The sequence below is a fragment of the Paenibacillus illinoisensis NBRC 15959 genome (assembly GCF_004000925.1).
GTDB lineage: Bacteria > Bacillota > Bacilli > Paenibacillales > Paenibacillaceae > Paenibacillus > Paenibacillus illinoisensis.
Window position 1 is genome coordinate 449,799 of the sequence record NZ_BIME01000004.1, and the last position, 25,989, is coordinate 475,787.

Sequence of the window (25,989 nt, forward strand, 5' to 3'; positions counted from 1 at the left end):
ATTTGCAGAAAGGATGGAGCAGCTATGAAACGGATTGTTGTGATCAATGGCCCGAACCTGAACATGCTCGGTATACGTGAACCTGGCATCTATGGAACGCTTAGTCTGAAGGATATTGAAGACAAGATTCGCAGACAGGCTGAGGAGCTTGGCGTCTCCATCGCTTTTTATCAATCCAACCACGAAGGAGACATCATTGATCGTATTCATGCTGCGATGGACGATGCAGACGGAATCATGCTGAATGCCGGAGCGTTCACACATTACAGTTATGCTATACGTGATGCGATTAATGCAGTCAAAGTGCCTACCGTGGAAGTACATCTATCCAACATTCATGCACGCGAAGCTTTCAGACATCATTCAGTGATTGCTGCAGAAACAATCGGGCAGATTGCCGGATTTGGCGAAGTAAGCTATGAACTGGGGCTGCTGGCTCTCGTGCGTCATCTGGACAAACAAACCTGAGCCGGGGACCCGGGAATGTGAGAGAAAGAAGGGTTACCGATGGAAAACAAACGAGTAAATAAGTTGCGGGAGGCCATGCGTGAGCGCGAACTCACCGCAATGCTGATTACGAACCCGATCAACCGTCGTTACATGACGGGCTTTACAGGGTCAGCGGGATATGTGCTGATTACGGAACAGGAAGCCTATCTGCTGACTGATTTTCGTTATATGACACAGGCACCGCAGCAAGCAAAAGGATTTACCGTTGTGGAGCATGGACCAAAACCGATGGAATCGGTGCGGGAACTGCTGGCATCAGCAAACATCAAAGAGGTTGGCTTCGAGCAGGATACGGTCACATTTGGCACGCACTCCGCTTATGCTGAAGCACTTCAATCCATTGAATTGAAAGCTGTATCCGGCATCGTGGAACAACTTCGCATCTTCAAGGATGAGGATGAAATCGCTGTAATGCAAAAAGCTGCTGATCTGGCCGATGCTACGTTTAGCCACGTTTTGCAGTTTGCCAAACCGGGCATGACTGAGCGTGAAGTGGATTTGGAAATGGAGTTTTTCATGCGCAAGCATGGAGCGACATCCTCTTCCTTCGACACCATTGTAGCTTCGGGTGAACGTTCCGCAATGCCGCATGGCGTAGCGAGCAGCAAGGTCATCGGACAAAATGAGCTAATTACATTTGACTTTGGTGCATTGCTTGACGGATACTGTTCAGATCTGACACGCACGATTGCAACGGGTACACCTGTACCAGAGCTGCGTAAAATTTATGATATTGTACTGGAAGCCCAGTTACATACGCTTGAAAACCTGAAACCGGGCATGACCGGACGGGAAGCAGATGCGCTGGCACGTGATATCATTGCAGGATACGGATATGGAGATCAATTCGGACACAGCACAGGCCACGGCTTGGGTATGGAAGTTCACGAAGCTCCGCGCCTGTCCAAACTAAGTGACGATGTGTTGAAACCGGGCATGGTTGTAACCGTTGAACCGGGAATCTACATTGATGGACTTGGCGGCGTGCGTATTGAGGATGACGTGGTTATCACGGAAACAGGCATTCATATCTTAACGAAGTCGGACAAGAAGTTCACCGTTATCGGCTAACATTCTAGCCACTAGCGATATAATACGATTTTTATTTTTTAGTTGGGTTTTCCTCTGAAGCATGGGCAACAAGCAATGTAGTGAAGGAGACGGAATCGATTCTGGAGAAGCGTTAGCGTTCGCCTTTGTCTCCCCATTTTCCCATTTATGAAGTATATTCAGAAAAAGGGGGAGACAACAGCGATCGGAAGAACGATCCGTAGCCGTAACGGTCACCTTGCAGGTTGTCATGAGTCAGATGTCCGACTTTAAAATAACCATCGTCTTATATCGCCTACTTTTCAACCATATCAGGAGGGATTTTTCGTGATTTCAGTAAACGATTTTAAAACAGGCTTGACCGTACAAGTGGATGGAGATATCTTCACTGTACTTGACTTCCAACACGTTAAACCAGGTAAAGGCGCTGCCTTCGTACGTTCCAAATTGAAAAACCTGCGTAACGGTAACACCGTTGAGCGTACATTCCGTGCAGGTGAAACGATTGGCCGTGCGATCATCGAAAACCGTGGCGTATCTTACCTGTATGCAAGTGGCACAGAGCACACGTTCATGGACAACGAAACATACGATCAGTTCACATTGACAAGCGACCAACTGGAATGGGAATTGAACTTCCTGAAAGAAAACATGAACGTAAAAATCGTTAGCTACCAAGGTGAGATCCTCGGTATTGACCTGCCGACAAGCGTAGAGTTGAAAGTTATCGAGACTGAGCCAAGCGTAAAAGGTAACACTGCTCAAGGTGCTACCAAAAACGCTAAAGTGGAAACTGGCCTGAACGTACAAGTGCCATTGTTCATCAACGAAGGCGATGTGCTGTTGATCGATACACGTGAAGGTAAATACTCTTCCCGCGCGTAACTTTCACGGGTGTAAGCAAAATACACAATGATTTCAACCCTTTGCCAATGATTTGGCAGAGGGTTTTTTCGAAAAAAGATTAGCCTATCAGTCACTTTCGTAATATACTGGGTTAAAGTCATTTTTCGGAGAGAATAATGGCGATGGACATAATTATGCATACTGCACAAGGTAGGGAGTGGATTTGCGTTGTCATTGTACGTCATGAAGTTTGGGGGCAGCTCGGTCGGAGATACGGAACGCATGAAGCGTGTAGCCGGACGTGTTGTAGAGAAAGCTGATGAAGGACATCAGTGTGTGGTTGTGGTTTCGGCTATGGGAGACACGACAGATGATCTGATTGATCAGGCGAAGCTGCTGAACAGTGAATTGCCTGCGCGGGAAATGGATATGCTGCTGACCACAGGAGAGCAGATCTCGATTTCGCTATTATCCATGGCCATTCAGGCACTGGGACGTAAGGCAATTTCGTTTACCGGATGGCAAGCAGGCTTCCGTACTGAACCGGTACATGGAAAAGCAAGAATTAATAATATCCATCCGGAACGTGTGAATGAAGCGCTTGCGGACGGCAATATTGTAATCGTTGCAGGATTCCAGGGCATGACCGAAGATGGAGAAATTACAACACTTGGTCGCGGTGGATCGGATACAACGGCAGTAGCGCTGGCAGCAGCCATCAAGGCGGATGCGTGTGAGATCTATACGGATGTAGACGGAATCTATTCGACAGATCCCCGGATTGTCAAAGTCGCACGCAAGCTTAAGGAAATTTCGTATGACGAAATGTTGGAACTTGCAAACCTAGGGGCCGCAGTGCTGCACCCGCGTGCGGTTGAATACGCGAAGCATTCCGGTGTGCCTTTGATTGTAAGATCCAGCTTTAACCATAATGAAGGAACGGTTGTGAAGGAGGAAGCAGCAATGGAACAAGGCGTCGTGGTAAGCGGAATTGCCTATGACAAAAATGTGGCTCGTATCAGTATTTTGGGAGTTCCCGACGTACCGGGAGTTCTTGCCGAGGTGTTTGGTGCACTTGCATCTGAACAGATTGATGTCGATATTATCGTACAAAGTGGTGTGATGGACGGTAAAGCAGACTTCTCATTCTCGGTGGCACTGTCTGATCGCGAGAACGCGCTGCGTGTCCTAGAGGGCCTTCACAGCCGTTTGCCATACCGTGAAGTCACATCGGAAGATAATTTGGTTAAAGTATCAATCGTGGGTGCTGGCATGGTCAGCCATCCAGGAGTTGCAGCTAAAATGTTCCAAGTGATCTCTTCTCAAGGTGTGAGCATCAAAATGGTCAGCACATCCGAAATTAAGGTATCTTGCGTCATCGATGGTGACAAACTTCATGATGTGATCAAAGCACTGCACACAGCGTATGATCTCGACACGGCAGAACAGGCTGTCGTGGGAGGTCCACAAGTTCGCAGATAATTTGATGCCTATGTATAAATGAACAAAAGGTGTTCTGTATCGCCACCCAGGCGACAGAACACCTTTTTTTTGCTTCACAGTAATTTGGATATCCTTTCTCCCTCCAAGCCCCGAAACAATTCCATACGATGATCTTCTCTCATCTCTGGTACACAGTCGAGCACGTTTAACTGGGAGCAGTAGGTGACGTCATGCATCCTGCCCAATTTGTCAAGCCGCCTTGCACCTGTAGATACACGGACAAGATCCGGTAAAGTGTCCTCGCACTGGGTAACCGCCTGATGCAGTACCTTGCCAAGATCGTTCAGCCTGATAGGGTAATGGGACTGACGGTACAGCTCTTCAATAATGCATCCTGCACACAATCCATCTTCCAGTGCGAATTCATCCTGATCTCCTGCACATAACAACAGAACGTCTCTTCGGAGCAGGCAGAGAGCAGCTGCAACAGCCTGCACGTTCAGAAATGAACCCGCCAGCACATGTTTTGCCCTGGAAGCTTTGATCAGCGCACGTGTCCCATCGGTAGTGGTCAGGATCACGGTTTTACCCGCGATCTCCTGCGTCATATATTCATAGGGGGAATTGCCCACCTCGAATCCAGCGATTTTTTTGTTGAAACGCTCCCCTCCGCGAATCGAATCTTTAACAGTCATCTGTTTGGCTTGAGGAACGGTCTCCACCGCGATGACACCCGCAGCATCATAGGCCAAGGCTGTAACGATTGTACTTGTTGTACGCAGCACGTCGATTACAACGGCACTTCGCCCTGCGATATCGATTCTTCGAACTTCATTCACATTGCCTACCACGTCGACTTGCACTCCCCACAACTCCTCTCTTCAATTGGGGATAGATGGTACTGTCTTCCATCCGGAATGGATTTCACATGTCTGCAAGCACTATATGCATGATGATATAGACGGGTGCCTAGAAGAAGCTGGATCTATGATATTTGACTCTCAGGCCTGTTCTGAAAGAAATGCTAGATTTCAGCGTCATAAATTGAATGTACAGGCATAGACTTGAGATAGGAACAAGCACCTGATACGCGGTAAATACGATTTTAGGTTGGAGGGTCCTATTCATGAAGGTGAACTGGAAGGATCTCTTTCCGGAACCGATTCGAACCATTCTGGGAAGGATGCCGCCCGCTATATTGGAACAAGTGGAGGAAGTACGTATCCGCGAAGGAAGGCCGCTCGAGATCAATGCTGGGAACGCCTATCACTTCCTTACCGCACAAGGCAGCACGACAGCGAAGCCTGAAGAAGCTTATATTCCTCAAAAAGAGGTAACACACCGGCTTCTGGATCTGATCAGCAATCATTCGCTCTATACGCTGGAAGAAGAGCTGCGCAAAGGATTCATCACCATTCCGGGAGGCCACCGAATTGGATTGGCCGGCAGAACGGTGCTAAGCGGCGGCCGAGTGGAATATTTGCGTGATATTAATGGTTTCAACGTCAGGGTAGCTCGGGAAGTACATGGGGTAGCTGATCGAATCCTGCCCCATCTGTTGGATCTGAAGAGCGGACAGGTATTCCACACGTTGATACTCTCACCGCCTCAGCAAGGGAAAACGACGTTGCTGCGAGATTTGGCCAGACAAATCAGTAGTGGAACCAAGCTAACAGGTGTCAGTGAGCTGATTCAGGGGCTAAGGCCACGTCTTAAGGTTGGCATTGTGGATGAGCGATCCGAGATCGCCGGAAGTTATAAAGGTGTACCCGGGTTTGACATCGGTCCCCGAACCGATGTCATGGATGGTTGTCCCAAGGCGGAAGGCATGATGATGATGCTTCGTTCCATGTCGCCAGACGTGCTTATCGTGGACGAGATCGGCCGTCCGGAAGATGCAGAAGCTGTGATGGAGGCACTGCATTCCGGTGTTTCGGTTATTGCAACTGCCCACGGCCGGGATCTGTCCGAGCTGTCTTCCAGGCCTGCATTGCGCACCTTAATCGCAGCACAGATGTTTCAGCGTTATGTTCAGCTGCAGCGGACGAGCCGAGGCATGAGCTTCAAGGTGGCCGATGGCAAAATGCGAGGTCTTCAGCAGACCGAGGCAGGAGGTGAAGCCTTTGGTTAACATGCTGGGTGCTGTAATGATTCTGCTTGCCAGCACACTCGCGGGTTTCTACCGTGCCAAACAGTATGCGCTCAGACCTAGACAGCTGCGAGAATTGATTGCTGCCCTGCAGCGGTTGATGACGGAGATCAACTACGGACTGACCCCGCTTCCCGATGCGATGGGGAAAATGGGAGTTCAAACCAGAGAGCCTGTCAAAACCCTATTTCTTCATGCAGCCAAGCAAATGGAGCCTCCGCTGGGTCACACGGCACGAGAGAGTCTGCAGTCCGGAATTGAACAAGCATGGGGAAAATCAGCGATGAAAGCAGATGAGAGGGAAGTCATGCTGCAATTAAGCTACAGCCTTGGCACCAGCGACCGTCAGGATCAGACCAAACACATTTCGCTAGCCATTCAACAACTTATGCATGAGGAATCCCGTGCTCAAGCCGATCAAATGAAATACGAACGGATGAGCCGCAGTCTCGGGATGCTTGTCGGAGCGTTAATCGTCATTCTGATCTTTTGAAATTGCCGCGATAGTGAGGTGCCAAGGTCATGAATCTAGAAGTGAACGCAATTTTCCAAATTGCGGGCATCGGAATCATCATTGCGATGATTCATACGGTGCTGAAACAAATGGGAAAGGAAGATATGGCGCACTGGGTGACCGTGATCGGATTTGTCGTTGTATTGTTCATGGTTGTTCGCATGCTGGACAGCCTGCTGCAAGAGATCAAATCGATCTTTCTGTTTCAATGAAAACGGTCATGAAGCCGGGATGGTGGTGACCTGTGGAAATTATCCAAGTCGTGGGTCTAGCCCTGATTGCAACAGTTCTTATTCTCATCGTTAAGGAACAGAAGCCGATGTTTGCCTTTCTGATTGCGGCTGCGACAGGCATTGTGATTTTCATGCTGCTCATTGGCAAGATTGGCGCTGTGATTGAGGTGCTGAAGCGGCTGGCCGAAAATTCAGGCATGGAAAATATCTATCTGAAAACGGTGTTGAAAATTATTGGTATAGCATACATTGCCGAATTCGGTGCTCAGATTGTAAGGGATGCCGGGCAGGAGAGCATCGCTTCCAAGATTGAACTTGCCGGTAAGGTATTGATCCTCGTACTCGCTATTCCGATCATCAGCATTATTATTGAAACCGTCATGAAGCTGATGCCGGTCTAGAAGGAGGCGTGCATACAGCAAATGAACATGATGCAAGACAAGCAGCGATGGCGTCTTACAATTGTGCTGGTGCTGTGTTTTCTGTTTGCCATAATGGGACAGGTTGCAGCAGGCTCAAGCTCACCCTCGGATGAATGGATGCAGCAGCAGGCCGATCAGCTTCCCAAGGATCAAGTGGAGAAATATTGGGATCAGCTCATGCAGCAATATGGTGGCTTTTTTCCGGATGGGAAGACCCCTTCTTTCATGGATATGCTTATCCCGGGGAATGAGGGATTCAGTCTAAAATCAGTGTTTGTGGCCATTGGGACTTTCATGCTGCATGAGATTTTATATAACGGCAAACTGCTCGTCACCATCGTGATGCTGAGTGTGCTGAGCATGATTTTGGAAACACTGCAGACCGCATTTGAGAAAAACAACATAAGTAAAATCGCCTACTCCCTCTGTTACATGGTCATCATCGTCATTGCGATTAACAGCTTCAGCGTAGCCATTGGATATGCCAAGGAAGCCATTGAAGGTATGGTCAACTTTATGATGGCTATGGTGCCTTTGCTATTCACGCTCCTGGCCTCCATGGGTAACATCATTACCGTTTCTGTTACGCATCCGCTGATCATTTTCATGATCCATCTGGTCAGCACGCTGATTCACATCGTTGTATTTCCGCTATTATTTTTCTCGGCTGTACTGCACCTTGTCAGTTCAATATCAGACAAATATAAGCTGACTCAACTGGCAGATCTGCTTCGCAACATTAGCATTGCATTACTCGGCATTCTGCTGACGATGTTTCTCGGGGTTATCTCAGTACAGGGGGCTTCAAGCTCCGTTGCAGATGGCGTAAGCCTCAAAGCCGCCAAGTATATCGCAGGCAATTTTGTCCCCATTGTGGGAAGAACATTTGCAGATGCAACAGACACCGTTATCACGGCTTCCATGCTGGTCAAAAACGCCATTGGCCTAACGGGTGTCATTATCATTCTGTTTTTATGTGCGTTTCCTGCGCTGAAAATATTGACACTTGCCCTTATCTACAACATTACGGGAGCAATCATGCAGCCGTTAGGAGATACGCCGATCGTTGGTTGCCTGCAAGCCATAGGGAAATCGATGATCTATGTCTTCGCAGCTCTGGCTGCCGTGGGATTGATGTTTTTTCTGGCAATTACGATACTGCTTACTGCGGGCAACCTGACAATCATGATGAGATGAGAAGGTGATCTCGGGAAAGGAGCTGGAAGGATGGGGTGGCTGAGCACTTGGCTCCGGGAATTGATCATGATCGTGCTGCTGGCAACATTCGTGGATATGCTGTTACCCAACCGCTCCATGGAGCGTTACGTCAAGCTTGTGCTGAGCCTCCTTATCCTCCTAACACTCCTGTCTCCCATTACCAAGCTGCTGCGGAGTGATCCGGTTGGTGAACTGAAGCGGGCCATGACAGCCATGGAATCACCATCGGATGGGAATGTCACACTGGAACAGATCTTGGCTCAAGGCAGGCAGCTGCAATCGAATGAGCAGGAACAATCCCTGCAGTGGACGGCACGGGAACTCGCGAGTGTGATGAAGGGGCAGATCGAGGAAACGACTGGAGAACGGGTTCAATCCGTTGAAGTCCAGTTGGTCATGTCCAAACGCCAGGCCGATACAGAGGCTTCTCCCGCAGGGGATCTGCCCGTGATTAAAAGTGTCATCGTGCAAATGTCCCCTCCTGGGAGCGGGAAGCGAAATGATGCTGAACAGCAAGGTACAGCGGTAAACTCCAGTCCGGTGTTTGGAGCTGAACAAGCTGGGGATTCTTCTGAAGCAGCTTCATCTCCGAAGCCAATCGAGATTGGACAGGTACAGGTGCCTGAAGTACAGATTGAGGTGGGCAAAGAGAATGTTGATGAACCCAATGGGACCGTATCCGAGCCTGTGAATGGAGCTTCTGGAGGCAATGATCAAAAAGAACAGGGGACGTCCCGCTCCGAGCAAGCTGTGCAAATTATTACACTGCTCACCGAAAAGTGGGATATTGATGCCACCAACGTACAGGTGAAGGAACAGAAAAGCGCTCAGGCGTTGTAAAAAAAAGGAGGGTATCCGATGAAGCAATGGCTTAAAAAGATTGAAGGCCTGCTCGGTGGAGGCGAAGGCGGAGCCAGACGAAGCCAGACGTTCCGCTGGCTCATCATTCTGGGCCTGATCGGAGTAGGAATTATGCTGTTTAACTCCTTCGTCAATGTGAAAAAGATTGATTCCGAGAACATCGGACGAGAACCCCCGGATCCGGTAGCATCGATGGCGTCTTTACCAACTGATCCGGCAGATCAAAATCCGTTTCAGGCCATAGAATTCGCATTTGAAGACAAGATCAAGGGTGTACTTGAAAACATCGTTGGTGTAGGAACGGTGGATGTCATGGTCACTGTCGACTCCACCGAGGAATTGGTCGTGCAACGAAACGTAAAAGATTCGCAGCAGTTGACCGAGGAGACGGATGCAAACGGAGGCAAGAGGCACATGACCCAATATACCCGCGATGGCGAGATCATTACTTATGAAATTTCAGGGGATCAGACACCGATTGTTACGAAAAAGCTCAAACCACAGATCAGGGGGGTGCTCGTCGTTGCCAAAGGCGCCGAAAACAAGGTCGTGAAGGATTTGATAACCGATGCCGTGGAAAAAGGACTGAATGTCGCTGCATACCGAATATCGGTCGTGCCGCGTAAGCAGGACTAGTCAAGCGCAATCCAAGTGGAATGGCCCAGTTATTATGCGAATCAAGCTAATTTGAGGAGGAAGTTCTAATGAATAACAAACGCCAAACGGTATGGCTCGTTTCTATGCTGAGTCTGATGGTCATTTTGTCCGCATATTATCTGTTCACAGAGGACTCTGGTCCAGTTAATGCCCCAGTGGCGGAAAGCCAGCAAGTGGATGGTATCAATCAGGGGGAAGTCAAAGAGACAGCCGGCATTCTTGATCCTACAGAAGGTTTGGTTGTCAATGAAGTTGTGAACGAAGGTGAAGTAACCGGTTCTGATCCTGCTGGCCAGCCAGCTTCCGAGGAAACGGAGAATCCTGCGGCTGCAGAAGGACAGCAGGCTGCTGAAACAGAGCAAACTCCAGCAGCAGAGTCAGGTGAGAACAAGGCTGAATCGAATGAAGAAGCAGATAAAGGAACAACCGCTACACCTGATGCCAGCAGTCAAACTGAGGGAAATGCAACCAAAACGGATGAAGAAGTACTGAAGGAGATGGAAGAACAAAATACGGCGGCATCCGCAAGCAGTCAGTTCCAAAATTATCAATGGCAGCGTGAAGAGAGCAACAATCGCAAGTATGAGGAACTTATGACCATTGCCGGCGATCTGAGCAAAACCCCAGAGGAAAATGCGAAAGCGACTGAAGAGCTCCGTGCATTGGAGGAAAAAGAAGCCAAAATTAACGGCATTGAAGAAACGCTGTCCCAACAGTTCGCCAATGCGATCGTACAAGAAGATGCTGACAAGTATAAAGTAGTCGTGCTTAGTGATAAACTGGACGTTAAGCAGGCAGTTTCTATCGTGGACTTAGTCATGAAAGAGCTCGCCGTTACACAAAACAGAATCAGCGTGCAATACGTGACAGAACAGTAATCTGATCCATGGAGAAGTGCCCCGGGAGCTTGTTAAAGTCTCGGGCTCTTTCCATTTTTAACGATTATGATATAATACATAAAGCCATATGACCGTCCTAGTGAGACTGGCATGATGCCGAAGGAGTGAATAATGGAAATGTTTAAATTGAGTGAGATCAAAGAACTGATCAAACTGGTAGATGAAAGTTCCGTTCAGGAGTTGGAAATTGAAAATGAAGGATCACGTCTGTCGATCCGCAAACCGGGTAAAACCGAATACGTTCAGGCAGCTGCGGTTCAACCGCAAGTCATTGCTGCTCCGCAGGCACAACAACCTGCTGCAGTCGTAACAGAAGCTGCTCCGCAAGTGGATACTACAAGCCATTTACATAAAATTGTATCCCCGATGGTGGGTACTTTTTACAGAGCTTCCTCACCGGAAGCGGGTCCTTTTGTAAGCGTTGGTGATAAGGTTGTTGATAAAACAACGGTATGTATCATTGAAGCGATGAAGCTGATGAACGAGCTTGATGCCGACATCAAGGGAGAAATCGTTGAAGTGCTGGTTGAGAACGGACAGCTGGTCGAGTATGGACAGCCCCTGTTCCTGGTTAAACCGGAATAACGGTAAATCGCCGGGGAGCGGCAACCGCTTTAGCTTCGAAGGAGGACAATAACGAAATGAAATTTCAAAAAATACTGATTGCGAACCGTGGAGAGATCGCGGTACGCATTATTCGTGCCTGTCGTGAGCTCGGTATTTCGACAGTTGCGGTTTATTCGGAAGCGGACAAGGATTCTCTGCATGTACGTCTTGCAGACGAAGCCTATTGTATTGGGCCTACGTTGTCCAAAGACAGCTATCTCAATTTCACCAACCTGATGAGTGTGGCGACATTGACGGAATGTGACGCAATACACCCTGGTTATGGATTCCTTGCGGAGAATGCCGATTTTGCTGAAATTTGTGATTCCTGCAACATCACCTTTATCGGTCCTTCCCCTGAAGCCATAACCAAGATGGGTGACAAAGCTGTCGCGAAGCAAACGATGAAGGACGCGGGCGTTCCTGTTATTCCGGGATCCGACGGTCTTGTCGAAAGCATGGAAGAAGCGATCATGCTTGGCCGGGATATCGGCTACCCTGTTATTATCAAAGCTACTGCAGGTGGCGGAGGTAAGGGGATTCGTATCGCGGAAGATGAAGAAGCCCTGATCAAACAGATTACGGCTGCTCAGCAGGAAGCGCAAAAGGCTTTTGGCAACGGCGGGGTGTACCTGGAGAAATTCCTGACAGGCATGAAACACGTCGAGATTCAGATCATTGCCGACAAGCATGGGAACGCAGTACACCTTGGCGAGCGTGATTGTTCTGTTCAACGCCGTCGTCAGAAGCTGGTGGAAGAAGCACCTTGTCCAGTGCTGAATGAGGAAGTACGTACACGGATGGGCGAGGCTGCGGTTCGTGCAGCACTGGCTGTGGATTATTCCGGTGCAGGAACACTTGAGTTTTTGCTCAGCCCTAACGGAGAATTCTATTTCATGGAAATGAATACGCGTATTCAAGTGGAACATCCTGTTACCGAAATGGTGACAGGCGTGGATCTGATACGCGAAATGATCTCGGTAGCTGAAGGCAACCCGCTGTCATTCCGTCAGGAAGATGTTGTCATCAACGGATGGTCGATCGAATGCCGTATCAATGCTGAAGATCCGGATCGCAATTTTATGCCTTCACCAGGTAAAATTGGTTTTTATCTTGCACCAGGTGGTCCAGGTGTCCGCGTGGATAGCGCAGCTTATCCGGGCTATACGATTTCTCCGTTTTACGACTCCATGATCGCTAAATTGATTGTGTGGGGTGCGAACAGGGAAGAGGCGATTGCCAAAATGAAACGTGCACTCGCTGAGTTTGCGATTGAAGGCATCTCTACCACGATTCCTTTCCATCAGAAATTGCTGGAACATCCAACGTTCATTCGGGGCGATTTTGATATTAAATTCCTCGAGGAAAACGAGATTTAACAAGCATAATGGGCTTGTTTGTCATAATCTAGCCCAAATGATATAGTATGTAATAATAAGAGCGCATGTCTCCTGCAAGGGATAAGCCCACACTTTTCGTGGTGAAGTTTGCTTGCAGGGGTTCCGGAATATCCCGGGCCGGCAGGGTGTCCAAAGCCATCAAGCCTGTAGGACAGCGCCCTGACGGATGGCCGCAAACTTATTACGCGAAAGGTGTGTTGAACAGTTATGAGTACACTACCGACAGAATTTGAACGAACGGATATCGGTGAAATCCAGATCGCACCTGAAGTCATTGAAGTAATCGCTGGGCTGGCTACGGTTGAAGTTAAAGGAGTAGCAGGCATGAGCGGTGGTTTCGCTGGCGGATTTGCTGAATTGCTTGGTCGCAAAAACCTCTCCAAGGGCGTTAAAGTGGAAGTGGGCCAACGCGAGGCTGCAGTGGATGTATCGGTTATCATCGAGTATGGTTATCGTCTTCCCCAAGTGGCTACTGAAATCCAACAAAATGTTAAACGCTCCATTGAGAATATGACTGGATTGAATGTGAACGAAGTAAATGTGCACATTCATGACGTTCAGTTCAAAAGCACTGAAAAAGTGGAAGAGATTGACCTGAACAGTCAGCGTGTAAAATAAAAGAAGACAGATTCCCCCGGCATGACTGCCGGGGGTTATCCCGTCTTGGACATGTCTTCATCTTCCATTGGGACATATGGATAGAACGTGTTGACATGATATGTATATGTTCAGGTTACAGCAACGTTAGTGAGCAAGGGAGGCTGTGCAGTTCGTGGCGAAAATACTGGATCGGCTTCTGTTGTTTATATACAGCATAAGCGTTGGAGCAATATCGGCAGTTGTCATTCTACTCATTAGTGGAGTACTGCCTTACGAATTGAATTACCAGCAGGAACAGAACGTCATTGTTGCAGCCGTTGTTGCAGCTGCGATTTTGTTTATCCTGAGTTTGCGTTTTTTTTACATCTCGGTACGGCGTGGGCGGGCTTCGTTGCCATCTGTAGATCAGCGTACGGAATACGGTGATGTGCAGATCTCAATGGAGACCATTGAAAATCTCTGCCTGAAAGCAACTTCCCGCTTCCGGGGAGTACGCGATGTTAAGGCACGTATTCGTGTGGTTGAGTCGGGATTGGAAATAATGATCCGTGCAGTGGTCGATGGCGAGACGCCAATTCCAACGCTGAGTTCGGATTTGCAAAAGGCCATACATGATCATGTACACGAGATTACGGGGATCCCTGTTTCGAATGTAACCGTGTATGTTGCCAATGTTACCCAGTCGCCTAACTACAAGAGTCGAGTGGAATGAGGTGAGTTTCACTGATGCTGTGGAGAGAGATTTGGGATAGTCACAGAGGCCGGATAACCGGGATTGTGGGCGGCATCTTTTTTGGATTTCTTTATTTGTTTACCGGGTTTTGGGATATGTTGTTCTTTGCACTTTTGGTGTTCATCGGTTATACATTAGGCAGACGAAGCGATTCGAAGCTGGGCTTGTTCATTCCCTGGAGGGAATGGGGACAATGGCTCGGAGAGCGCTGGCGTCCGTTTAAGTGAGCCACCTGAACCCTGCAATATGTTTCTTCCGAAAAGAGCTTAGTTTAATATGCCCGTTTTTTGGAGGAAACGTACTGCAGGTTTTTTTGTGAAAAGGGATAACAATAACCATATCGTAAAAGCCACTTCGATTAGCATCACAAACATGATGCGTGGATGGTTCTTTTATTTTAAAATAAGCATGATGACGCTCGGATGAGCGCTGCAGGAGGCAGGACATGAAAAGACGTTTGGCAAGGGAAATTGCGGTACAAAGTCTGTATCAGATGGAAATGAATGAAGTGGGTGCAGCTGAAGCTGTAAATATGCTGATTAACGAAGCGGCTGAGGAAAATGAAACGGAAGTCGTTATTCACGATGCAGATGTAATGCGCAGTTATGTAACGGAAATTGTTCAAGGAACATGGAATCACAAGGAAGCCATCGACGGATTGCTGGTGGATTATCTCAAGGGCTGGCAAATTAGCCGTCTATCTCGGGTAGACCGTCAGATCTTGCGGCTGGCCGCATATGAAATGGTGTTTCGGGATGACGTTCCGGCGAAAGTATCGGTCAACGAAGCGATTGAATTGTCCAAGCATTTTGGTACAGAAGAATCCGGGAAGTTCGTTAACGGTGTACTTGGACGAATGATCCAGGAAGTTGACACGATCAAAGCGAAATTGTCCTAAATAGCGAGTTACTTATTAAATGTTCACATAAGGGAGAGAGAGTACAATGACAGCATCTATTATTAACGGTAAAGAAGTGTCCCAGGAGATCCGCGCAGGCATAACTGAAGAAGTGAAGCAGCTTAGCGAACAGGGGGTTGTGCCTGGTCTGGCTGTTGTGCTCGTCGGGGAAGATCCGGCATCCCAGGTCTATGTGCGAAATAAGGAAAAAGCTTGTCACGATCTCGGTTTTTACTCCGAAGTACATCGTCTGGATGCAGATACGTCCCAAGAGGACTTGCTGGCTCTGGTGGACAAGCTGAACAATCAGAGCTCGATCAACGGGATTCTCGTTCAGCTCCCATTACCGAAGCATATTGAGGAGAAAGCTGTTATTGATGCAATAGCGGTTGAAAAAGATGTGGATGGTTTCCATCCGGTCAATGTGGGTAACCTTGTGATCGGTGATGACAGTTTGCTGCCATGTACACCTGCTGGAGTGATTGAACTGATCAAGCGGACAGGATTGGAAATGTCGGGTAAGCATGCTGTTGTGATCGGACGCAGCAATATTGTGGGCAAGCCGGTATCTTTGCTGCTTCAACGTGAGAATGCAACCGTAACAATGTGTCATTCACGCACGGCAAACATGAAAGAAATTACACGTCAAGCCGACATATTGGTCGTAGCAATCGGTCGTGCAAACTTCGTGGATGCCGATTATGTGAAACCGGGTGCTGTAGTCATCGATGTGGGTATGAACCGTTTGGACAATGGTAAATTGGCTGGAGACGTGGATTTTGAAAGTGTGAAGGAAGTTTCCGGTCCTATTACTCCAGTTCCGGGTGGCGTTGGACCAATGACGATCACCATGCTGATGCAAAATACACTGATCGCTGCCAAACGCGCTCACGGATTGGCCTAGGTACATCTGTGGCAGATCGGCAGATCTACTCCATCAAAGACCTGAATCGGTATATCCGAATGAAATTGGAATCCGATCAGGTCCTGTCGGACGTCTGGCTGCGCGGGGAGATATCCAACTTCACACATCACTCTAGCGGCCATATGTATTTTACATTGAAGGATAAGGACAGCCGGATTAAGGCTATTATGTTCGCGTCCCATAATCAGCGATTGCCCTTTGTGCCAAAGGAGGGTGCAAGGGTTATTGCTCGTGGTAATGTATCGGTTTATGAGCGGGACGGTCAATATCAATTTTACGCTACTCAGATGCAGCCTGACGGAATCGGAAGCCTCTATCTGGCTTATGAGCAATTGAAAAAGAAGCTCGAGGATGAGGGGCTTTTCTCTTCGTCCAGGAAACGTGCTATTCCGCGGTATCCCAAAACGATCGGTGTAGTTACGTCTCCTACAGGAGCAGCGGTACGGGATATCATGATTACATTGCAGCGCAGATACCCTTCTGCGAAAGTTCTTCTATATCCTGTTCTGGTTCAGGGGAAAGGCGCAGCACCTTCAATCGTAAAAGCCATTCGCAACCTGAATCTCCTTGGTGAAGCGGACGTGCTGATTGTAGGCCGGGGAGGGGGATCACTGGAGGAACTGTGGGCTTTTAATGAAGAGATGGTCGCCAGAGCCATTGTTGATTCAGATATCCCTGTGATCTCTGCAGTCGGACACGAAACCGATTTTACCATTGCAGACTTTGCTGCAGACCTGCGGGCTGCGACGCCAACAGCGGCTGCTGAACTGGCTGTGCCAAACCGTGCAGAGCTGCTTGACCAGATTGCGCTAAGACAGCGTCAGCTACAGCATAGTCTGCGTCAACGGGCTGCACATAACCGTGAACGACTTGCAAGATTACAGCGTTCGCCGGTACTTGTTCACCCAAGACGGACATTGATGCAGCATACAGAACGATTGGACATGCTGCATCAGCGGCTTTTGAGGACAGTAGATACACGAATGAAATGGACCGCGGAGAAACAGGAGCGTCTTCGTGCTGCCCTGCAGCGGTTTAATCCGCGCGAACAGGTGAATACGGCTCAACGGGAAAATGCCGCAGCGCGGCGTCAGCTTGAACTTGCGATGAGGTCTATCGTCAGATCGAAGCAGCAGCAATGGAAATCTTCCGTGCGCCACCTCGATGCTCTAAGCCCGCTAAAAGTCATGTCTCGGGGATATAGTCTGGTGTATGACGAGCAGGAGCAAAGACTGATCAAATCGTTGAAGGAAGTGCAGCCTGGAGATTCAATTAAGATTAAATTAACAGACGGACAGCTGGACTGTCAGGTTTGGGGAATGAAGGAGGATGACAACATCCATGGCGAATGAACCGGAACTGAATTTTGAAGAGGCAATGGCGGCACTTGAAGATATCGTAGCTCAGCTGGAACATGGGGATGTTCCATTAGAACAGGCCATTGATCTGTTTCAGCGAGGAATGAAACTCTCCCAGTTATGTGGAATCAAGCTGGAACAAGTGGAACGCAAGATTGAAATGATCGTAGAAGAAGATGGGGAACTTCGGAAGAAGCCGTTCGGAGCTTCGGAAGTTGAGAGCGGTGAAGGCAATGAGTAGTCGTCCTTCCTTTGAACAGTATCTCCAACAGACAACAGATGAGGTTACGGAAGCTTTAAAAGAGATTCTCCCAGTTCACTGGGATGTGCCTCAATCCCTGCGTGATGCGATGCAGTATTCACTTATGGCTGGAGGCAAGCGCCTCCGTCCTCTTCTGGTCGTCGCTGCGGCGGAAGCCCTCGGAGCACAGCCTGCAGCTGCGCTACCGGTAGCCTGCGCCGTGGAAATGGTACACACCTATTCTCTTATCCACGATGACCTGCCTGCAATGGATAATGATGACTATCGTCGGGGAAAATTAACGAATCACAAGGTTTACGGTGAAGCCACCGCTATTCTTGCAGGGGATGCTTTGTTGACTCATGCGTTCTATAGTGTGGTGCAAGCAGGCCGCAAGAACGGTGTGCCGGCAGAAGCTTTGCTTTCTATTGTGGAGGATCTTTCCGAACTGGCTGGTGCCCGTGGCATGGTTGGTGGGCAAGTGGCCGATATGGAAGGTGAGCAAGGGATGACGGATCTGAAACAACTGCAGTATATTCATTTGCATAAAACCGGTGATTTGATCGTGTTCTCATTGCTGGCTGGAGCCCGTATTGGTGGTGCAACAGAAGGACAGCTTGATGCACTGCGTGTATTCGGACGTGATCTTGGTCTTGCTTTTCAGATTCAGGACGATATCCTTGATCTGACTGGAGATGAGCAAAAAATGGGCAAGAAAACCCAAAGTGATGTAAATCAGCAAAAGGTGACTTATCCATTTTTCATAGGTATGGAAGCGTCTCAAGAACAGGTGAAGTCCTTGACCCAATCAGCAAAAGAGGCTCTTGGCAGAGCTGACTTGTCAGATTCATCGCGATTGATGGAGATTGCAGATTATTTAATGCGCAGAGATCATTAGTCTAAAAAGTAAATGAAACTGCCCTGCGGCTGTTTCGTAAGATTTAGATCGGTGTAATAATGTTAATGTGCTTTTTGCACGGTGATTACATTTGACATAACGGATACATAATAATGGTTCAATTCACTTATCTTGCTGGCGAAAAAGCTCGCAATCTGGAGTATGAAGCCGTAAATTATGATTCCTGTTCTTTTATGTTATAATGATTTAATGTTATTTAATAAAATTCAGTTTGAAAAGTGTTATCCAATTAATCAAACAATCTAGGAAAGCGGGGAGATTCTCGTGCTGCTTCCACAAATTAAACAACCCAGTGATCTAAAATCGATGTCTCCGGATGATCTTGTTTTATTATCCGCAGAGATTCGGCAATTTCTGATTGAGAAATTGTCCGTAACGGGGGGGCATCTGGCACCGAATTTAGGCGTGGTTGAGCTCACGGTAGCCCTGCACTACTGTTATAACAGTCCGGTAGACAAAATGATTTACGATGTAGGGCATCAAGCGTATGTGCATAAAATTCTTACTGGACGCATGGACCGTTTTGATACATTGCGTCAGCACAATGGATTGTGCGGGTTTGTCAAGCGAAATGAGAGCGAGCATGATGTATGGGAGGCTGGACACAGCAGTACATCCTTGTCTGCGGCCATGGGTATGGCACTTGCACGTGATTTGAAGGGTGAAGATAATCAGGTTATTGCCATGATTGGTGATGGAGCTCTTACAGGTGGTATGGCCTTTGAGGCACTTAATCATATTGGTCATGAGCAGAAAAAACTGATGGTCATTCTGAATGATAATGAAATGTCCATTGCACCCAATGTTGGGGCGATGCATAAATATTTAAGCAAAATCCGTTCCGATCGCCATTATCTAAAAGCCAAGGATGATGTGGAAGGAATGCTCAAAAAGATTCCTGCCATTGGAGACCGTTTGGCCAAATCGGCAAGCTGGATTAAGGATAGCGTCAAATATATGATGGTTCCGGGTGTTTTGTTTGAAGAACTCGGCTTCACTTATTTGGGACCCATCGATGGACATGACATTCCCAAATTAATTGAGACGTTCAAACAAGCGGATAACGTGGAGGGACCGGTTCTCGTTCATGTTCTCACAACCAAGGGCAAGGGATACCAGCCAGCTGAGGCAGATTCACACAAATGGCATGGTATCTCTCCTTATAAAATAGAATCCGGTCAGGTGCTCAAGGCAGTTGGCAAACCAATGTACACCGAAATATTCGGTCAGACACTCGTTGAACTTGCGAAAGAAGACCATCGTATTGTTGCTGTAACGCCTGCTATGCCGACAGGATCGGGGCTTATTCCATTTAGCAAGGAATTTCCGGACCGCATGATTGATGTAGGGATTGCTGAGCAGCATGCGGCAACCATGTGTGCTGCACTGGCCATGGAAGGCCTGAAGCCTGTCTTTGCCGTATATTCTACGTTTATGCAGCGGGCTTATGATCAGATCGTGCATGATATCTGCCGTCATAATGCCAATGTGATCTTTGCCATTGACCGTGCCGGATTTGTTGGGCCTGATGGAGAGACGCATCAAGGCGTGTATGATGTGGCGTTTATGAGACACATTCCTAACATTGTACTTATGATGCCAAAGGATGAGAATGAACTGCGTCACATGATGAAAACGGCACTTGATTATAATGAAGGACCTATTGCTTACCGGTATCCTCGAAACAATGTGGTAGGCGTTCCAATGGATGAGCAGCTCGTACCGATTCCAATCGGTACTTGGGAACAGCTGCGACCATCTGAAGGTTATGCCATCATCGCTTCGGGTTCCATGGTTCAAGTTGCTGAAGAAGCAGCTGAAACCGTGAAAAAGGAAGGCATTACAGCCGGAGTGATCAATGCACGTTTCCTCAAGCCACTGGATGAGCAAATGCTTCGTGATCTCGCGATTCGTGGTACCAAACTGATTGTGCTTGAAGAAGCTTCTCGAGCAGGCAGTATGGGCAGCGCAGTGCTTGAGTTCTATGCTGAACAGGGTCTGCATGATGTACATGTTGACCTTATGGGGATTCCGGATCGCTTCATTGAACATGGCAGCATCAATGAACAACGGGCTGAAGTTGGGCTTACGGTAGATAACGTATGTGTGCAGCTGCGTAGTTTGGCAGCTCAAACCTCTTATGGCATGTCCAGAACTCGCTTTCCTTCTTGATAAATGGAATGCTATACCTAAATAAATGAATTAACTATATGATAGGAGAAAGACATGTCACTCCCGAAAGAACGAATTGATGTTCTGCTGGTCGAGCAGGGTTATTATGAAAGTCGTGAGAAGGCAAAAGCGGCAATCATGGCTGGACTGGTGTATGCCAACAATGAACGAATTGAAAAGGCAGGCATGAAAATACCACGGGAAGCTGAACTAAAGGTTAAAGGCTCGGTGCATCCCTATGTGGGGCGGGGTGGATTGAAGCTTGAAAAAGCGATTAAACACTTCGGTCTTGACATGAACGGTCTGGTCATGCTTGATATTGGTTCCTCAACAGGTGGATTTACGGATTGTGCTTTACAACATGGTGCATCGCATGTATATGCCATTGATGTAGGTTACAACCAGCTGGACTGGTCGTTACGCAATGATGACCGGGTTACCGTGATGGAAAGAACCAATTTTCGTTATGTGACGCCTGAGGATTTAATTGGACCTGAGCCGAACTTTGCCAGCATTGATGTATCCTTCATATCGCTTCGTATTATACTGCCGCCCTTGCTTGCTCTTCTGAAGCAGCCGGCAGATATTGTAGCATTGATCAAGCCTCAATTTGAGGCAGGACGTGAGAAGGTAGGTAAGTCTGGTGTTGTTCGGGATCCAAAAGTACACAAGGAAGTACTGGAAACCATGCTTCACTTCGCGAATGAACTTGGTTTAAATCTTCGTGGCTTAACCTTCTCGCCTATTACCGGTGGAGAGGGCAATATCGAATTTCTCGCTCATTGGCGTCTGGAAGAACCGGATGCATCACAACAAGAGAAGGATCTGGCTTCACTCGATGCACTTGCCCAGCAAGTCGCTATGGAAGCCGCTCATACTTTTACGGGAAACTCATCATAGGATGGGTTTCTTTTCGCTGGAAAGGTGATCCTATTAACAGGAGATCGACTGCCGGACCTCGAATAAGTCTTCGAGGTGAACGATGATGAATGGGCAATCCGACACAATCGTTATTGGTGTACTTGCTGTCATTTTAATCATATGGCTCTTTTACGGTTTGCGTAATTGGCTGAATCGACCGGTACCGGTAAGTTTGTCAGGCATGCAGCTGAATTCCGACATACCGCATTCCCCGGTTGTTGATCTGCTTGAAGCAGAGGGGTATGAAGTCATCGGAGGCAAAATGAAGATACCGCTCGCCTTTGAGGTCAATGAATCCGTTTTTTATAGTCGGCTGTTTGTTGATTATGTTGCCGAGCGTGATGAGATCAGATATTTGGTCAAGACGTCAAGGCGTAGACAGCCGGTGGAATTCACAGGTCCTGCAATACGGGATCGCTTTTTGTACTATTTATTGTTGTATCCAGGTTGTGAAGGTATATTGTACGTGGATACGGAAGAATCCAGTGTTAAGATCATCCGTTTGATGGATTATGAGGAAGATGTATACGATGGGGATGATCTGAGCTAGGGAATCAATGGTAACTATTTAAACTGGAGGCATGTATGAAAGGACAACGACACATTAAGATACGTGAAATTATTAGTCAGAATGAAATAGAAACCCAGGATGATCTGGTTGAAGCGCTGCGTCAAGCCGGTTTTCAGGTGACACAGGCCACGGTATCCCGTGATATTAAAGAATTGCTATTGATCAAAATTCCAATGGATGATGGTCGTTACAAGTACTCACTGCCAACAGACCAACGTTATAATCCAATCCAGAAGTTGAAACGGGCATTAGTGGATAACTTTCTCCATATCGACCATACCAATAATCTGGTTGTAATGAAATGTCTGCCAGGAACGGCAAACTCCATTGCGGCCTTGCTGGACAATATTGAATGGACTGAAGTTATGGGTACAATCTGTGGTGACGATACGATTCTCATTATTTGCCGTACTGAAGATAATAGCGTGACGGTTATCGATCGAATTATGGGTTACATTTCTTAAAATCCGATTTTAAACATAATTGCTGAGTTTGTCATCCGGAGGTGCTTTGGCCGATGCTAGTTACATTATCGATTCGTAATCTGGCTGTTGTAGAAGAAGTGGATGTAGTATTTCACGCAGGATTTCATGTGTTATCAGGGGAAACAGGTGCAGGTAAATCAATCATTATTGATGCGCTCGGTTTGATCGCAGGTGGTCGGAGTTCGGCCGATCTGATCCGTTACGGTTGTGACAAAGCGGAGATGGAAGCTCTGTTCGAGATGGAACAGGGTCATCCGGTGTGGGAAACACTGGAGAAGCTTGGGATTCATTGTGAACCTGAAGAACACCTCGTTATTAGACGGGAGCTTAATACACAGGGTAAGAGCACTTCCCGCATCAATGGGCAGTTGGTGAATCTGACGATGCTGCGAGAAGTGGGAGAGAAATTGATTAATATTCATGGTCAGCATGAGCACCAAAGTTTGCTGCGTGCTGAAAGCCATCTGGGCTTATTGGATACCTACGGAGCAGCTGTCATCGGTCCAGTAAAGTCGGAATATCAGGAAAGGTACAGCCGGTTCATTACTGCTGAGAAAGAACTGCGTGCCCTTCAGGAGTCAAGTCAGCGTGCATATCAGCTGCTGGACATGTATCGTTTTCAACTGGAGGAGATTGCTGCTGCCGGGTTAACAAGTGGTGAAGATGAATTACTTGGTGAGGAACGGGTCAAGCTATCCCATAGTGAGAAAATGATGGACAGCGTTGCCGGTGCATATGATCTGCTTAGTGGTCAGCGCGGACTCGAGGCAGTAAGCATTGCCCTCTCCCGGATAGAAGATATCTCTGGTTACGATAGCAAAGGACTGCAGCCTATCGTAGAACAGCTGCAGTCGGCCTTTTATCAATTAGAGGATGCGACATTCCAGTTAAGGGATTACCGTGAGAAGATCGAGTTTAACCCCGGTCGACTGGAGGAGGTTGAGCAGCGCTTAAACTTGATTTCTGGTCTAAGACGGAAATACGGGGACAGTGTTGACCTTATTTTGAATTACTATGAACAGATTAGCCATGAAACAGACCAGCTGGAAAACAAGGACGAGCGCCTGGAGAAACTGCGTGCTGAGCGTGACAAGCTCCTGGTTCTGGTGATGGATTCTGCAGAGGATCTGAGCCGGGTACGCAAGCAGTGTGCCGATGAACTCGCCGCTCAGGTGGAGAGTGAACTGAAGGATCTTCAAATGGAGCGTACAACGCTTCGTGTACAAATAACACCATCAGAAGATCCGAAGGGGATTGAATGGAACGGGCGCAGGCTCCGGCTGAGTCGTCATGGAGCGGACAATGCGGAATTTCTCATCTCGCCGAATCCGGGCGAACCGCTGCGTCCACTAGGGAAAATTGCATCAGGTGGTGAGTTATCCCGAATGATGCTTGCCATGAAGAGTATTTTTGCGCGTCACGATCGAATTCCAGTCCTCATATTTGACGAGGTTGACACAGGGGTTAGCGGACGGGCGGCACAATCCATTGCAGAGAAACTGTTCCGTTTATCCTCTACCTGTCAAGTATTTTCGATTACACACTTGCCACAAGTCGCCTGTATGGCAGATCACCAGTACCTCATTGAAAAACATGTCGTTGATGGCCGTACAATGACGCAGGTGGAATCGCTGTCAAACGAGGGCAGAGTGAAGGAATTGGCACGTATGCTCGGCGGTGTTGAAATTACAGAAAAAACATTGCATCATGCACAGGAAATGCTGAATTTGGCGGAAGCCAAAAAAGGAGGAAACGAGCGACCGGCGTAATGATTGACAGTAATAAAAGCCTGGGGGCAAGGTTATCTTATAGGTACGCAATTGGCGACCACCTTTCGTCAAGCGAAAGAAGCAAAGGGAGTGTGACAGCCATTGAATTCCCCCCTCAGGAAGAAATTGCTAGGTCTTTTATTTGCCTTCTTTCTATGTGTAATCAGCCAGGCCATTCAGCCTGTGCAGAGTTATGCCTCCTTACCTGACGAATTACAGGTATTTGCAGGCAGGCAAGCAGATGTACGACTCGCTGTACCGGCTTCTTCCAGCGCCGTTGTAGACCGACCGGATATTGTTGGTTTAGATGGACAGGAGCAAGCAGTGCATGTCACGAAGCAGCAACCATTGCATCTTCATCCTCAGCAGACAGGGCAAGCGAAATTAACCTTGAAGCTGTGGGGCAAAATTCCGGTCAAAACGGTTAATGTGAACGTGATTCCGGATTTGCGAGTTGTACCCGGGGGGCAAACCATTGGCGTAAAAGTAAAGTCCGCTGGGATTTTGGTTGTAGGTCATCACTTGGTCCGTGCTGAAGGAGACCAAAGAGTCTCTCCAGGAGAAACAGCAGGCATTAAACTTGGGGATTTGATAACCCATATGAATGGCAAACGTCTGGATGGCGTTGCAGGCGTTGCTGAAGCTGTAGAGCAAGCGGGAAAAAGTAAAAAAGGGATCGATGTGGTATTGCAACGTGGGAAGGAAACCGTTAAAACACGACTCACACCAGCATATGATGCCGAAGATCAGGCCTGGAGGCTTGGGTTGTACATTCGTGATTCAGCCGCTGGCGTAGGAACGCTAACGTTCTATGCACCAGACCAAGGCGTGTATGGAGCTTTGGGGCATGTGATTACGGATATGAATACTCAAACATCCATTGTTGTAGGCAGTGGACAGATTGTCCAGTCGAATGTAACATCTATATCCAAAAGTGAATCCGGAGATCCGGGTGAAAAACGTGCACATTTTCTTAAAGAAAGCAAAATATTAGGCAATATTGAGCGTAATACGGCTTTTGGCATATTTGGTAAGATGTCTGACAATCCTGATCACAGTTTATACACCAAGGGAATTCCTGTCGCTTTCTCACATGAAGTGAAGGAAGGACCGGCAGAAATTTTGACTGTTGTCGATGGTCAGCAGGTTGAACGTTTCGCCATCGATATTGTCCATGTGGCTGATCAATCGGAGCCTGCAACCAAAGGTCTTGTGCTTCGCATTACAGATCCTAAGCTGCTTGATAAAACGGGTGGGATCGTTCAGGGAATGAGCGGCAGCCCAATCATTCAGAATGGCAAGCTCATTGGCGCTGTGACACATGTGTTTGTTAATGACCCTAAATCAGGTTACGGGTGTTTCATCGAGTGGATGTTACAGGATGCCGGCGTGATGATCAAAAAGGAAAAAGCAAAAAATCTTAAGGCTGGGTAAACCGCCTTAAGATTTTTTGTCGAATGGAAAAGATAATTATCACATAATGAAATAAATTATTTATTATATAGCAATGCGAAAAAAAAATAAAGAAAAATAATTTTCGACAGAAGGAATTTCCTCGCCTGTGTCGAAAATTTAACCTGTAAGGAAAT

29 protein-coding genes are annotated in these 25,989 nt (G+C 47.7%); 28 read left to right on the forward strand and 1 reads right to left on the reverse strand.

The features are described 5' to 3' along the window. Positions 1-24: 24 nt before the first annotated feature. The 4 genes from aroQ (at position 25) to PIL01S_RS13420 (ending at position 3,888) form a co-directional block, all read left to right on the forward strand. Positions 25-468 carry a type II 3-dehydroquinate dehydratase gene (gene aroQ / locus PIL01S_RS13405; RefSeq protein ID WP_095290410.1) on the forward strand — a complete coding sequence of 148 codons (444 nt, stop codon included), beginning with the start codon at positions 25-27 and terminating at the stop codon, positions 466-468. 39 nt (positions 469-507) lie between these two features. Beyond that, entirely contained in the window at positions 508-1,581 is a 1,074-nt protein-coding gene (locus PIL01S_RS13410; protein WP_127537928.1) for a M24 family metallopeptidase, read from the forward strand. 306 nt (positions 1,582-1,887) lie between these two features. Further along, positions 1,888-2,445, forward strand: a complete 558-nt coding sequence (gene efp, locus PIL01S_RS13415) for an elongation factor P (RefSeq protein ID WP_095290413.1) — start codon at positions 1,888-1,890, stop codon at positions 2,443-2,445. 189 nt (positions 2,446-2,634) lie between these two features. Further along, a complete protein-coding gene (locus PIL01S_RS13420; protein ID WP_110759098.1) occupies positions 2,635-3,888 on the forward strand; it encodes an aspartate kinase in 1,254 nt (417 codons plus the stop codon). A 74-nt stretch (positions 3,889-3,962) separates the two neighbouring features. Here the strand turns inward: PIL01S_RS13420 and PIL01S_RS13425 are convergent, their stop codons facing one another. Continuing rightward, positions 3,963-4,712, reverse strand: coding sequence for a 2-phosphosulfolactate phosphatase (locus PIL01S_RS13425; protein WP_127537929.1), 750 nt, complete (start codon positions 4,710-4,712; stop codon positions 3,963-3,965). A 263-nt stretch (positions 4,713-4,975) separates the two neighbouring features. Between PIL01S_RS13425 and spoIIIAA the strand changes: the two genes are divergently transcribed. From spoIIIAA to spoIVB, 24 genes are all read left to right on the forward strand, one after another. Next, on the forward strand, positions 4,976-5,980 hold the full coding sequence (spoIIIAA, locus tag PIL01S_RS13430; protein ID WP_127537930.1) for a stage III sporulation protein AA: 1,005 nt from the start codon (positions 4,976-4,978) through the stop codon (positions 5,978-5,980). Beyond that, positions 5,973-6,491, forward strand: a complete 519-nt coding sequence (gene spoIIIAB, locus PIL01S_RS13435; protein ID WP_095359284.1) for a stage III sporulation protein SpoIIIAB — start codon at positions 5,973-5,975, stop codon at positions 6,489-6,491. Before spoIIIAA ends, spoIIIAB begins: the two co-directional genes overlap by 8 nt. Positions 6,492-6,520: 29 nt before the next feature. Beyond that, entirely contained in the window at positions 6,521-6,724 is a 204-nt protein-coding gene (gene spoIIIAC / locus PIL01S_RS13440; protein WP_017687585.1) for a stage III sporulation protein AC, read from the forward strand. 32 nt (positions 6,725-6,756) lie between these two features. Further along, positions 6,757-7,146: a stage III sporulation protein AD gene (gene spoIIIAD / locus PIL01S_RS13445; RefSeq protein ID WP_095359283.1), complete on the forward strand. Its 390-nt coding sequence runs from the start codon at positions 6,757-6,759 to the stop codon at positions 7,144-7,146. Positions 7,147-7,167: 21 nt separating this feature from the next. Beyond that, complete coding sequence (gene spoIIIAE, locus PIL01S_RS13450; protein WP_174818695.1) at positions 7,168-8,364, forward strand: stage III sporulation protein AE; 1,197 nt, start codon at positions 7,168-7,170, stop codon at positions 8,362-8,364. Between the two features lie 30 nt (positions 8,365-8,394). Beyond that, on the forward strand, positions 8,395-9,225 hold the full coding sequence (gene spoIIIAF, locus PIL01S_RS13455) for a stage III sporulation protein AF (protein ID WP_127537931.1): 831 nt from the start codon (positions 8,395-8,397) through the stop codon (positions 9,223-9,225). 18 nt (positions 9,226-9,243) lie between these two features. Beyond that, complete coding sequence (gene spoIIIAG, locus PIL01S_RS13460; protein ID WP_095290425.1) at positions 9,244-9,882, forward strand: stage III sporulation protein AG; 639 nt, start codon at positions 9,244-9,246, stop codon at positions 9,880-9,882. Positions 9,883-9,950: 68 nt separating this feature from the next. Further along, the gene (locus PIL01S_RS13465) at positions 9,951-10,781 is read left to right on the forward strand and encodes a SpoIIIAH-like family protein (protein ID WP_127537932.1); all 831 of its coding nucleotides are present in this window, start codon (positions 9,951-9,953) and stop codon (positions 10,779-10,781) included. Positions 10,782-10,919: 138 nt separating this feature from the next. Beyond that, positions 10,920-11,387 (forward strand): acetyl-CoA carboxylase biotin carboxyl carrier protein, encoded by a 468-nt coding sequence (gene accB / locus PIL01S_RS13470; protein ID WP_095359390.1) that lies wholly within the window; start codon positions 10,920-10,922, stop codon positions 11,385-11,387. 56 nt (positions 11,388-11,443) lie between these two features. Next, positions 11,444-12,787 carry an acetyl-CoA carboxylase biotin carboxylase subunit gene (accC, locus tag PIL01S_RS13475; protein ID WP_095359280.1) on the forward strand — a complete coding sequence of 448 codons (1,344 nt, stop codon included), beginning with the start codon at positions 11,444-11,446 and terminating at the stop codon, positions 12,785-12,787. A 228-nt stretch (positions 12,788-13,015) separates the two neighbouring features. Beyond that, positions 13,016-13,426: an Asp23/Gls24 family envelope stress response protein gene (locus tag PIL01S_RS13480; protein WP_024630996.1), complete on the forward strand. Its 411-nt coding sequence runs from the start codon at positions 13,016-13,018 to the stop codon at positions 13,424-13,426. 154 nt (positions 13,427-13,580) lie between these two features. Further along, entirely contained in the window at positions 13,581-14,120 is a 540-nt protein-coding gene (gene amaP / locus PIL01S_RS13485; protein WP_095290430.1) for an alkaline shock response membrane anchor protein AmaP, read from the forward strand. 14 nt (positions 14,121-14,134) lie between these two features. Further along, entirely contained in the window at positions 14,135-14,368 is a 234-nt protein-coding gene (locus tag PIL01S_RS13490; RefSeq protein WP_095290432.1) for a DUF2273 domain-containing protein, read from the forward strand. Between the two features lie 218 nt (positions 14,369-14,586). Then, positions 14,587-15,039 (forward strand): transcription antitermination factor NusB, encoded by a 453-nt coding sequence (nusB, locus tag PIL01S_RS13495; RefSeq protein ID WP_127537933.1) that lies wholly within the window; start codon positions 14,587-14,589, stop codon positions 15,037-15,039. Between the two features lie 46 nt (positions 15,040-15,085). Next, a complete protein-coding gene (folD, locus tag PIL01S_RS13500; RefSeq protein ID WP_127537934.1) occupies positions 15,086-15,943 on the forward strand; it encodes a bifunctional methylenetetrahydrofolate dehydrogenase/methenyltetrahydrofolate cyclohydrolase FolD in 858 nt (285 codons plus the stop codon). An 8-nt stretch (positions 15,944-15,951) separates the two neighbouring features. Continuing rightward, on the forward strand, positions 15,952-17,316 hold the full coding sequence (xseA, locus tag PIL01S_RS13505; protein ID WP_095290437.1) for an exodeoxyribonuclease VII large subunit: 1,365 nt from the start codon (positions 15,952-15,954) through the stop codon (positions 17,314-17,316). Further along, complete coding sequence (xseB, locus tag PIL01S_RS13510) at positions 17,306-17,563, forward strand: exodeoxyribonuclease VII small subunit (protein WP_095290439.1); 258 nt, start codon at positions 17,306-17,308, stop codon at positions 17,561-17,563. The genes xseA and xseB overlap by 11 nt, the downstream gene beginning before the upstream one ends. Further along, positions 17,556-18,461, forward strand: coding sequence for a polyprenyl synthetase family protein (locus PIL01S_RS13515; protein ID WP_127537992.1), 906 nt, complete (start codon positions 17,556-17,558; stop codon positions 18,459-18,461). The genes xseB and PIL01S_RS13515 overlap by 8 nt, the downstream gene beginning before the upstream one ends. A gap of 285 nt (positions 18,462-18,746) precedes the next feature. Beyond that, on the forward strand, positions 18,747-20,654 hold the full coding sequence (dxs, locus tag PIL01S_RS13520) for a 1-deoxy-D-xylulose-5-phosphate synthase (RefSeq protein WP_127537935.1): 1,908 nt from the start codon (positions 18,747-18,749) through the stop codon (positions 20,652-20,654). 54 nt (positions 20,655-20,708) lie between these two features. Next, entirely contained in the window at positions 20,709-21,554 is an 846-nt protein-coding gene (locus tag PIL01S_RS13525) for a TlyA family RNA methyltransferase (RefSeq protein WP_127537936.1), read from the forward strand. Between the two features lie 85 nt (positions 21,555-21,639). Continuing rightward, positions 21,640-22,125: a hypothetical protein gene (locus PIL01S_RS13530; protein ID WP_127537937.1), complete on the forward strand. Its 486-nt coding sequence runs from the start codon at positions 21,640-21,642 to the stop codon at positions 22,123-22,125. Positions 22,126-22,160: 35 nt separating this feature from the next. Then, positions 22,161-22,610, forward strand: a complete 450-nt coding sequence (gene ahrC / locus PIL01S_RS13535; RefSeq protein WP_095290448.1) for a transcriptional regulator AhrC/ArgR — start codon at positions 22,161-22,163, stop codon at positions 22,608-22,610. 53 nt (positions 22,611-22,663) lie between these two features. Further along, positions 22,664-24,400: a DNA repair protein RecN gene (gene recN, locus PIL01S_RS13540; RefSeq protein ID WP_127537938.1), complete on the forward strand. Its 1,737-nt coding sequence runs from the start codon at positions 22,664-22,666 to the stop codon at positions 24,398-24,400. Between the two features lie 102 nt (positions 24,401-24,502). Further along, entirely contained in the window at positions 24,503-25,834 is a 1,332-nt protein-coding gene (gene spoIVB / locus PIL01S_RS13545; protein ID WP_127537939.1) for a SpoIVB peptidase, read from the forward strand. Positions 25,835-25,989: the final 155 nt, after the last annotated feature.

Excerpts from the sequence above, each read along its gene's own strand:
- aroQ (WP_095290410.1), top strand. The coding sequence starts at position 25 with ATGAAACGGATTGTTGTGATCAATGGCCCGAACCTGAACATGCTCGGT.
- PIL01S_RS13410 (WP_127537928.1), top strand. The coding sequence starts at position 508 with ATGGAAAACAAACGAGTAAATAAGTTGCGGGAGGCCATGCGTGAGCGC.
- spoIIIAA (WP_127537930.1), top strand. The coding sequence starts at position 4,976 with ATGAAGGTGAACTGGAAGGATCTCTTTCCGGAACCGATTCGAACCATT.
- spoIIIAC (WP_017687585.1), top strand. The coding sequence starts at position 6,521 with ATGAATCTAGAAGTGAACGCAATTTTCCAAATTGCGGGCATCGGAATC.
- spoIIIAE (WP_174818695.1), top strand. The coding sequence starts at position 7,168 with ATGAACATGATGCAAGACAAGCAGCGATGGCGTCTTACAATTGTGCTG.
- spoIIIAF (WP_127537931.1), top strand. The coding sequence starts at position 8,395 with ATGGGGTGGCTGAGCACTTGGCTCCGGGAATTGATCATGATCGTGCTG.
- spoIIIAG (WP_095290425.1), top strand. The coding sequence starts at position 9,244 with ATGAAGCAATGGCTTAAAAAGATTGAAGGCCTGCTCGGTGGAGGCGAA.
- PIL01S_RS13465 (WP_127537932.1), top strand. The coding sequence starts at position 9,951 with ATGAATAACAAACGCCAAACGGTATGGCTCGTTTCTATGCTGAGTCTG.
- accB (WP_095359390.1), top strand. The coding sequence starts at position 10,920 with ATGTTTAAATTGAGTGAGATCAAAGAACTGATCAAACTGGTAGATGAA.
- accC (WP_095359280.1), top strand. The coding sequence starts at position 11,444 with ATGAAATTTCAAAAAATACTGATTGCGAACCGTGGAGAGATCGCGGTA.
- PIL01S_RS13480 (WP_024630996.1), top strand. The coding sequence starts at position 13,016 with ATGAGTACACTACCGACAGAATTTGAACGAACGGATATCGGTGAAATC.
- PIL01S_RS13490 (WP_095290432.1), top strand. The coding sequence starts at position 14,135 with ATGCTGTGGAGAGAGATTTGGGATAGTCACAGAGGCCGGATAACCGGG.
- nusB (WP_127537933.1), top strand. The coding sequence starts at position 14,587 with ATGAAAAGACGTTTGGCAAGGGAAATTGCGGTACAAAGTCTGTATCAG.
- folD (WP_127537934.1), top strand. The coding sequence starts at position 15,086 with ATGACAGCATCTATTATTAACGGTAAAGAAGTGTCCCAGGAGATCCGC.
- xseB (WP_095290439.1), top strand. The coding sequence starts at position 17,306 with ATGGCGAATGAACCGGAACTGAATTTTGAAGAGGCAATGGCGGCACTT.
- PIL01S_RS13515 (WP_127537992.1), top strand. The coding sequence starts at position 17,556 with ATGAGTAGTCGTCCTTCCTTTGAACAGTATCTCCAACAGACAACAGAT.
- PIL01S_RS13525 (WP_127537936.1), top strand. The coding sequence starts at position 20,709 with ATGTCACTCCCGAAAGAACGAATTGATGTTCTGCTGGTCGAGCAGGGT.
- PIL01S_RS13530 (WP_127537937.1), top strand. The coding sequence starts at position 21,640 with ATGAATGGGCAATCCGACACAATCGTTATTGGTGTACTTGCTGTCATT.
- ahrC (WP_095290448.1), top strand. The coding sequence starts at position 22,161 with ATGAAAGGACAACGACACATTAAGATACGTGAAATTATTAGTCAGAAT.
- recN (WP_127537938.1), top strand. The coding sequence starts at position 22,664 with ATGCTAGTTACATTATCGATTCGTAATCTGGCTGTTGTAGAAGAAGTG.